Origin of the sequence: Psittacicella hinzii, from assembly GCF_003585885.1 — a bacterium.
In the GTDB taxonomy this organism is placed as follows: domain Bacteria; phylum Pseudomonadota; class Gammaproteobacteria; order Enterobacterales; family Psittacicellaceae; genus Psittacicella.
In genome coordinates this window covers 45,078-52,326 of the sequence record NZ_NRHC01000025.1, presented here as the reverse complement: position 1 = coordinate 52,326, position 7,249 = coordinate 45,078, and the positions used below count along the sequence as shown (strand labels likewise).

Here is a 7,249-nt window from a genome sequence, read left to right as displayed (position 1 = left end):
GAAAACGGGAAAATAGGTTTGATATTACTATACATTTACTTCCTTAATAAAAATAGGAGAGCTTTGTTTAAAGCTCTCCTATTTTTCGTTCGAATACTATTTATAGAAAGATAATCAATTTTTTGATTATTATAATGTATTTTTAGAGTTTAAGCTATCCATAGCTTCACCGATACGCTCTACCATTGAAGCTTGTGCGTGACGTAACCAGTTACGTGGATCGTAGTATTTTTTGTTAGGTGCATCAGGACCAGTAGGGTTACCTAATTGACCTTGTAAGTAAGCTTCGTTTTGTTTGTAGAACTCTAATACACCAGCCCATGTAGCCCATTGTGTATCAGTATCGATGTTCATTTTAACAACACCGTAAGAAACTGCTTCTTTAATTTCTTCATTAGTTGAACCTGAACCACCGTGGAATACGAAGAATACAGGTTTATCTGTTACAGTGTTGTGTTTCTCTTGAACGTATTTTTGACCGTTTAATAAGATTTTTGGAGTTAATTTAACGTTACCTGGTTTATAAACACCGTGAACGTTACCAAATGCAGCAGCAATAGTGAAACGGTGAGATACTTTAGATAACTCAGTGTATACGTAGTCGATTTCTTCAGGTTTAGAATATAATTCTGAAGGATCACGATCAGAGTTATCTACACCATCTTCTTCACCACCAGTGATACCTAATTCCATTTCTAAAGTCATACCTAGTTTATCCATACGAGCTAGGTATTGTTTACAAATCTCAATGTTTTCTTCTAAAGTTTCTTCAGAAAGGTCAATCATGTGAGAAGAGAATAGTGGTTTACCGTGTTGTTTGTAGAACTCTTCACCTGCATCTAGTAAGTGATCAATCCATGGTAATAATTTTTTCGCACAGTGGTCAGTATGTAATACTACTGGAACACCGTATTTTTCAGCTAATAAGTGAACTTGTTGAGCACCAACAATTGAACCTAAAGCTGATTTGTATAATGCGTCTGCATCTAAACCTTTACCAGCAATAAATTGTGCACCACCATTAGAGAATTGAACAATTACAGGAGAGCGGAATTTTGCCGCTGCTTCCATTACTGCGTTTACTGAGTCAGAACCAACACAGTTAACAGCTGGTAATGCAAAGTTGTGCTCGTGACAGATTTGGAATAATTTTTGTAAATCATCACCAGTTACAACACCTGGTTTAATAACGTCTAAAACTTTAGTCATTTTAATTTTCTCCAATGTATGAGATTATTTATTACGTTCTTCTAAGATAGCAACTGCAGGTAATACTTTACCTTCAACGAATTCTAAGAATGCACCGCCACCTGTAGAAATGTAAGAGATTTTATCTTTTAAGCCAAATAAATCGATAGCAGCTAAAGTATCACCACCACCTGCAACAGAGAATGCGTTAGATTCTGCAATTGCTTCAGCTAAATCTTTAGTACCTTTACGGAATGCTTCAAATTCGAAAACACCTACAGGACCATTCCATAAGATTGTACCAGCGTTTTTAATAATTTCTGCTAATTCAGCAGATGAGCGATCACCGATATCAAAAATCATTTCATCGCTCGCGATGTCTTTAACATCTTTTTCTACTGCTGGTTCATTTTCATCAAACTTTTTACCAACACGTACATCTACTGGTAAAGGAATGCTTACTTGAGTTGCTAAACGTTTAGCTTCAGGAAGTAAATCATCTTCACATAATGAAGTACCTACTTCATTTCCAGCAGCTTTTAAGAAAGTATTCGCGATACCACCACCTACGATAATTTGATCAGCTACTTTAGATAAGTTATCTAAAACAGTTAATTTCGTAGATACTTTAGAACCACCAACGATTGCTACTAGTGGACGTTTAGGATCTTTAAGAGCTTTACCTAAAGCTTCTAATTCTGCGCTTAGTAATGGACCAGCAACAGCTTCTTTAGCATATTTTGCAACTGCGTGAGTTGAAGCTTGAGCACGGTGAGCTGTACCAAATGCATCCATTACGAATACATCACATAATTTCGCGTATGCTTGACCTAGCTCATCATTGTCTTTTTTCTCACCTACGTTGAAACGTACGTTTTCAAGAACAACAACTTCGTTTTCAGCTACTTCAACTTTATCTTTACCAACATAATCTTTTTCTAAACGAACTTTAACGCCTGGTAAAGCTTTTGCTAAATAGTCAACAACAGGTTGTAAACTATATTTTTCATCATATTCGCCTTCAGTAGGACGACCTAAGTGTGAAGTAATTAAAACTTTAGCTTTATTGTCTAAAGCATATTTGATTGTTGGAAGAGTAGCAACAATACGTGCATCTGAAGTAACTACACCGTCTTTAACCGGTACATTTAAGTCAGCACGAATAAATAAAACTTTATTATTAATGTCTAAATCTTTTAATTGTTTTACAGACATGTGGTTCTCTCCTGTAATATATTCAAACCGACTGTATTATAACACGCTATTAGGTATTTTAACTATACAGTTATTTTATTTATAAAACTCTTTTAGCTTTTTGCTTGAAAATTAATAAATTAAGTAAAGGTAGATTTATTAATAACCTAGTATTTAAATAGGTTTTTATTCACAAGCAAATATAACGGCGTGAGTTTATACGGCTTAACTACACAATTAAGTTTAGTAAAGAAAGCCATTAAAAAACAATAATATAATCCTCAACAATCATCCACCTAATAAATAAAAGATTATGTTAAAAAATGTTAACCTTTTAACTTTTTCACAGTTAAATATAGTTGTGGATACTACAGTTATTTATTTCCTTTCAATAAATTAGGCAGGTGGATTCTATAAGCATTACTCTTTTCGACAATATGATCCGGAAGAGATAAACTTAAACCTAAAGAAGCATTTATTAAATTTATTGCTAGTAAAGGGGCTAAGTTTAAACCTCTAGAACCTAAACCACCTAAGTAAAAGTTGTCAGGAATTATGTCAAATTTAACTTCCTCGTGCTTAAATTCACTTGTGTACTTATGGTGTTTAAATGAGCTTAGTACCTGATTATACTGAACAAGATCATATTTTTGCCCAAGAATAGGATATCTATCACGAATATTAACTCTTGTCCCAAATATAGTATCCTCTTGGTAACTATTAATTTTATTTAAGAGTTCAGATTCCAATTGTTTCTTTGCGCTATCTTCTAAGTTTAAATTAAATACCTCTGTTAAATCTGAAACAAAATTTTGTATATTTACTAAATTGTCACTTATCTTGTCGCCAATCTCTGTTGCTAATTTTCCATTATGATGAGTTGCGCCGAATAAAACTACCTCTTTTTTACTTCTAATATCATTATTTGGCATTCTAGGACTTATTTCATTTTCCAAGATAACTTCCCCAAAAGTGTAGTAACCTTTTCCGCAATAAGATTCTATTTTAGTTAAATTAGCAATTACACTTTGCTTAAGATCCACTTCAGTAAAGAATTTCTCTAGTACTTTACGCAAATCCTCCAAAATGATGTAACTTACTTTCCCAGAACTAAAACCTATTTGATCTAACTGTAACTCTTCTTTAATACCAGCACCTGTGCAAAAATACCTCACTAATATATTTTCTTTCACAGCTTGATAATTTGCTTTGTCTTGCATATGTAAATCATATTGTAAAATAAGTTTATTCAGCTGCTGATACTGATGAATAAATCGATTTACGTAGAATTTATATCCTTGAATTTTATAAAATTTATTACTTAAATTATCAACAAATTGCCAATCGTAATTTGGAATGACCTTTGATTTTTTCTTCAGGAGAATTTCACTAGGTTTAGCAACATCACCTAATTCAGCAAAGACAGCTTTATTGTAGAGAAAAGCTCTAATGTGCAAATTATTTAATTCAGAAGAGTCATCGACTAACTGAGGGTAAACTAAGCCAATCGGATTAATTGATCCTTTATTCTTACTAAAACTATCAGTAAGAATGAAATCAATTTGTAAGTCTTTTAAATAGTTTATAGTACTGATCCCCGATATTCCTGAACCTAATACTTCACATTTACCCCTACCATTAACCAAACTGTTAATTTTTTCATCTGAAACTTTTCTATAAGGGAAAACTTTAGCAGGCAAGTAAGTATTGGTTTTAATTTGATATAGTTTGTTAACCAATGATTGATTAACTCGACCAATAAAACTATTTTTAAACTTCCCATTGTAATAAGGAAATTTTTCCGCTAAAAAGCTGTTAGCTTGCTCTAGGCTAAAATCATAAGCGAGGCTATCTAAAGCTTTCCTTTTTGGAAAATCCCAAGCTGTGTAGAAATCATTTAAAAAATCTAACAACATTTCTTTTCTTGAAAACTTAGCTTGAATAATAGTACCTTTATTAAAGCCACTTGCCTTGTAGGTCTGAAAGCCAACAGCAGTTAAACCACGTTTAACTAAATTTGATGCCGTAAAAGTAGTTAAATGAGCTTGATCTTTTGCAAAAAACCCCAAACCAGCATATAAATTGCTATTCCATAGATCTCTATTTTTAGCAGGATCAAAGCCGTCTAAGAGTATTAAATCAAAACTACTTTGCCCTAAAGATAGAGCGTATTCTGCAAATACCTTTTCAACGCTGTCATAATAAATATTTACCAAGTCTTGTCCCGAGGTAATGACAAAACTTGAACTTTCAGATATATCTGATTTATCAATTAACCTATCAGCTACTTTATTAAGCTTACAGAGAATTTCAGCTTTAACTTCTTCTAAGTCTTGAATTAGTTCCTCTAAGATACTGCAGGTCAACTCTATAACAAAAGCTGACTGACATAGGTTAAGGTAAAAGGAATCTAATGACTGTATGTTACTTAAAATCTTTTGTCGCAGTTGCTTAATATCTTTAATTGTTTGAGTTGTGTGAAATTTATCATTAAACTCTTGAGAATTTAAATAACTATTGAGAGCTGGATCATCTTTTTCTATAGTTGGAAAAGAGACATTTCTAGTTAGAGCTTCTTTTAATAATGAGTACAAACTCAAAAAGTAAAAAGTTAAGCAATCTTCACTTAAATCGCGAATGAAAAACTTCTTATGAAGAATCTCAAGAGAATTAACATCTATTGGGTATTTTTCAATGGACACATATTGGTAAATAAATTTCTGTTTTACCGCACTAATTAAATCTGCTAAATTGCTTTTAAAAACCTCACTTTTTACTAGAACATTTATATCTTCTATTATTCTATTTATGAAAAAATCACCATACCAAGGGGCTAGCTCTTCTACAAAAGAATTTATATATTTATCAGTAAATAATGATTTAGATAGACTTTTAATATCTAGCTTAAAGTAATTATTTAATCTCTTGAGAGAATTGGTATAATTAAAATTTGTTTTCAAAAACTGACTAAATCTAGTATTATGTTGGTAGAAAACTTCAAATTTAGGTGATCTAAATATTCTCTCTACTTGGGATTTTACCCTTTCAGATGTTAAGGTTATATCAAGGGCTTGTGCATAAATATGTTCACTATCTAACTTTGTAAGATGCTCTTGCAACTTACGGAAAGCTGTAATTCCAGCTAAAGTAACTTGCATATTTAAACCAGAGCCAAAACCTATCTCAAGACTTTTTAAAACTCCATTAAAACTTGGAGCACTTTCTTGAACATTTGAAAATATTTTTTGAGAAATCGTTTGTATTAAGTTACTTTTCCAAAGATATGTATAAGTACTTTCTTCAATTGGAAAGTCATTTTGATAATAGATATCTTGGTATTCTGTACTAAAAAGTTTATCGTCTTCTATTGAGATATTTGCTTTATCCAATTTCTCGATAGAAAAGCTACTAAATATATGGTTTATCATCTATAAACTTATGGAAGTGAGAGTAGAATTATCTAAATACTGCTGCCTAACATAATAATTTATTATCAGCATGATTGCAACTTATAGGACTTCAATGAGAAATTAAGGTAAACATGTTATAATTTACCTGTTAGATGATTTACTTATTAAAAAGTTATAGGGAAATTTTATAATGAGAAGAGCGGTTGTAACTGGTATCGGTATTATTTCAAGTATTGGAAATAATAAAGATGAAGTTTTAAATAGCTTAAAAGAAGGTAAATCAGGTTTTGTATACATGCCTGAGTTTGCTGAAGTTGGAATGAGAAGCCGTGTTGCAGGTAATATCAAAAACTTCAATGCAAGTGATTTAATAGAAAGAAAAGCTCTTAGATTTATGTCTGAATCAAGTCAATACGCATATGTTGCGATGCAACAAGCTATTGCTGATTCTAAATTAACCGAAGATGTTATTTCAAGCGAAAGAACGGGTTTAATCGTTGGTTCAGGTGGTGGATCTCCACTTGCACAGGTACAGGCATTTAATGCTTCACAATCTGCTAGAGGTGTTAAATCAATTGGTCCTTACGCTGTGACTAAAACAATGAGCTCTGGGGTTTCAGCTTGTTTATCTACTTTCTTTAAAATTAAAGGTGTAAACTATTCTATTTCTTCAGCATGCTCTACTTCAGCTCACTGTATTGGTAATGCATACGAATTAATTCAATTAGGAAAACAGGATGTAGTTTTTGCAGGTGGTGGTGAAGAACTATCTTGGGAACTTTCATCAATGTTTGACGCCATGGGAGCATTATCAAGCAAATATAACGATACTCCTGAAAAAGCTTCACGTGCTTATGACCAAAACCGTGATGGTTTTGTTATTTCTGGTGGTGGTGCTATTCTAGTTATCGAAGAACTAGAACACGCATTAAAGCGTGGTGCTCCAATCTACGCGGAAATTGTTGGTTACGGTGCAACTTCTGATGGTTATGACATGGTAGCTCCATCTGGTGAAGGTGCTGCTCGTTGCATGAGACAAGCATTACTAAATGTTGATGAAGCAGTTGAATATATTAATGCACACGGTACTTCAACTCCAGCAGGTGATATTAAAGAGTTACAAGCTGTTAAAGAAGTATTTGGTGATAACAGTCCATACGTTTCTTCAACTAAGTCTCTAACTGGACACAGTTTAGGGGCAGCTGGTGCTCATGAAGCTATCTATACATTACTAATGATGAACAATGATTTCTTAGTTGCTTCAGCAAATATTGAGCAACTTGATGAAAATGTACCTGCAGGTGTTAAAGTTTTAACTTCAAACCTTAATAAACCAGTTAATGTTGTTATGTCTAACAGCTTTGGCTTTGGTGGTACAAACGCTAGCTTAGTATTTAAACGTTTTGCGCGTTAATCTATTACAATTAGCAGGCAGCTCTTCCACTGCCTGCGTTAAT

4 protein-coding genes are annotated in these 7,249 nt (G+C 32.8%); 1 reads left to right on the top strand and 3 read right to left on the bottom strand.

Annotated features, from left to right (window positions below):
- Positions 1-129 precede the first annotated feature (129 nt).
- The 3 genes from fbaA to CKF54_RS02240 form a co-directional block, all read right to left on the bottom strand.
- Complete coding sequence (gene fbaA, locus CKF54_RS02250) at positions 130-1,209, bottom strand: class II fructose-bisphosphate aldolase (protein WP_119524662.1); 1,080 nt, start codon at positions 1,207-1,209, stop codon at positions 130-132.
- Between the two features lie 24 nt (positions 1,210-1,233).
- Positions 1,234-2,403, bottom strand: a complete 1,170-nt coding sequence (locus tag CKF54_RS02245) for a phosphoglycerate kinase (RefSeq protein WP_119524661.1) — start codon at positions 2,401-2,403, stop codon at positions 1,234-1,236.
- 353 nt (positions 2,404-2,756) lie between these two features.
- Positions 2,757-5,771 (bottom strand): MnmC family methyltransferase, encoded by a 3,015-nt coding sequence (locus CKF54_RS02240; protein ID WP_222987475.1) that lies wholly within the window; start codon positions 5,769-5,771, stop codon positions 2,757-2,759.
- 211 nt (positions 5,772-5,982) lie between these two features.
- Between CKF54_RS02240 and fabB the strand changes: the two genes are divergently transcribed.
- The gene (gene fabB, locus CKF54_RS02235) at positions 5,983-7,206 is read left to right on the top strand and encodes a beta-ketoacyl-ACP synthase I (protein ID WP_119524659.1); all 1,224 of its coding nucleotides are present in this window, start codon (positions 5,983-5,985) and stop codon (positions 7,204-7,206) included.
- Positions 7,207-7,249 lie beyond the last annotated feature (43 nt).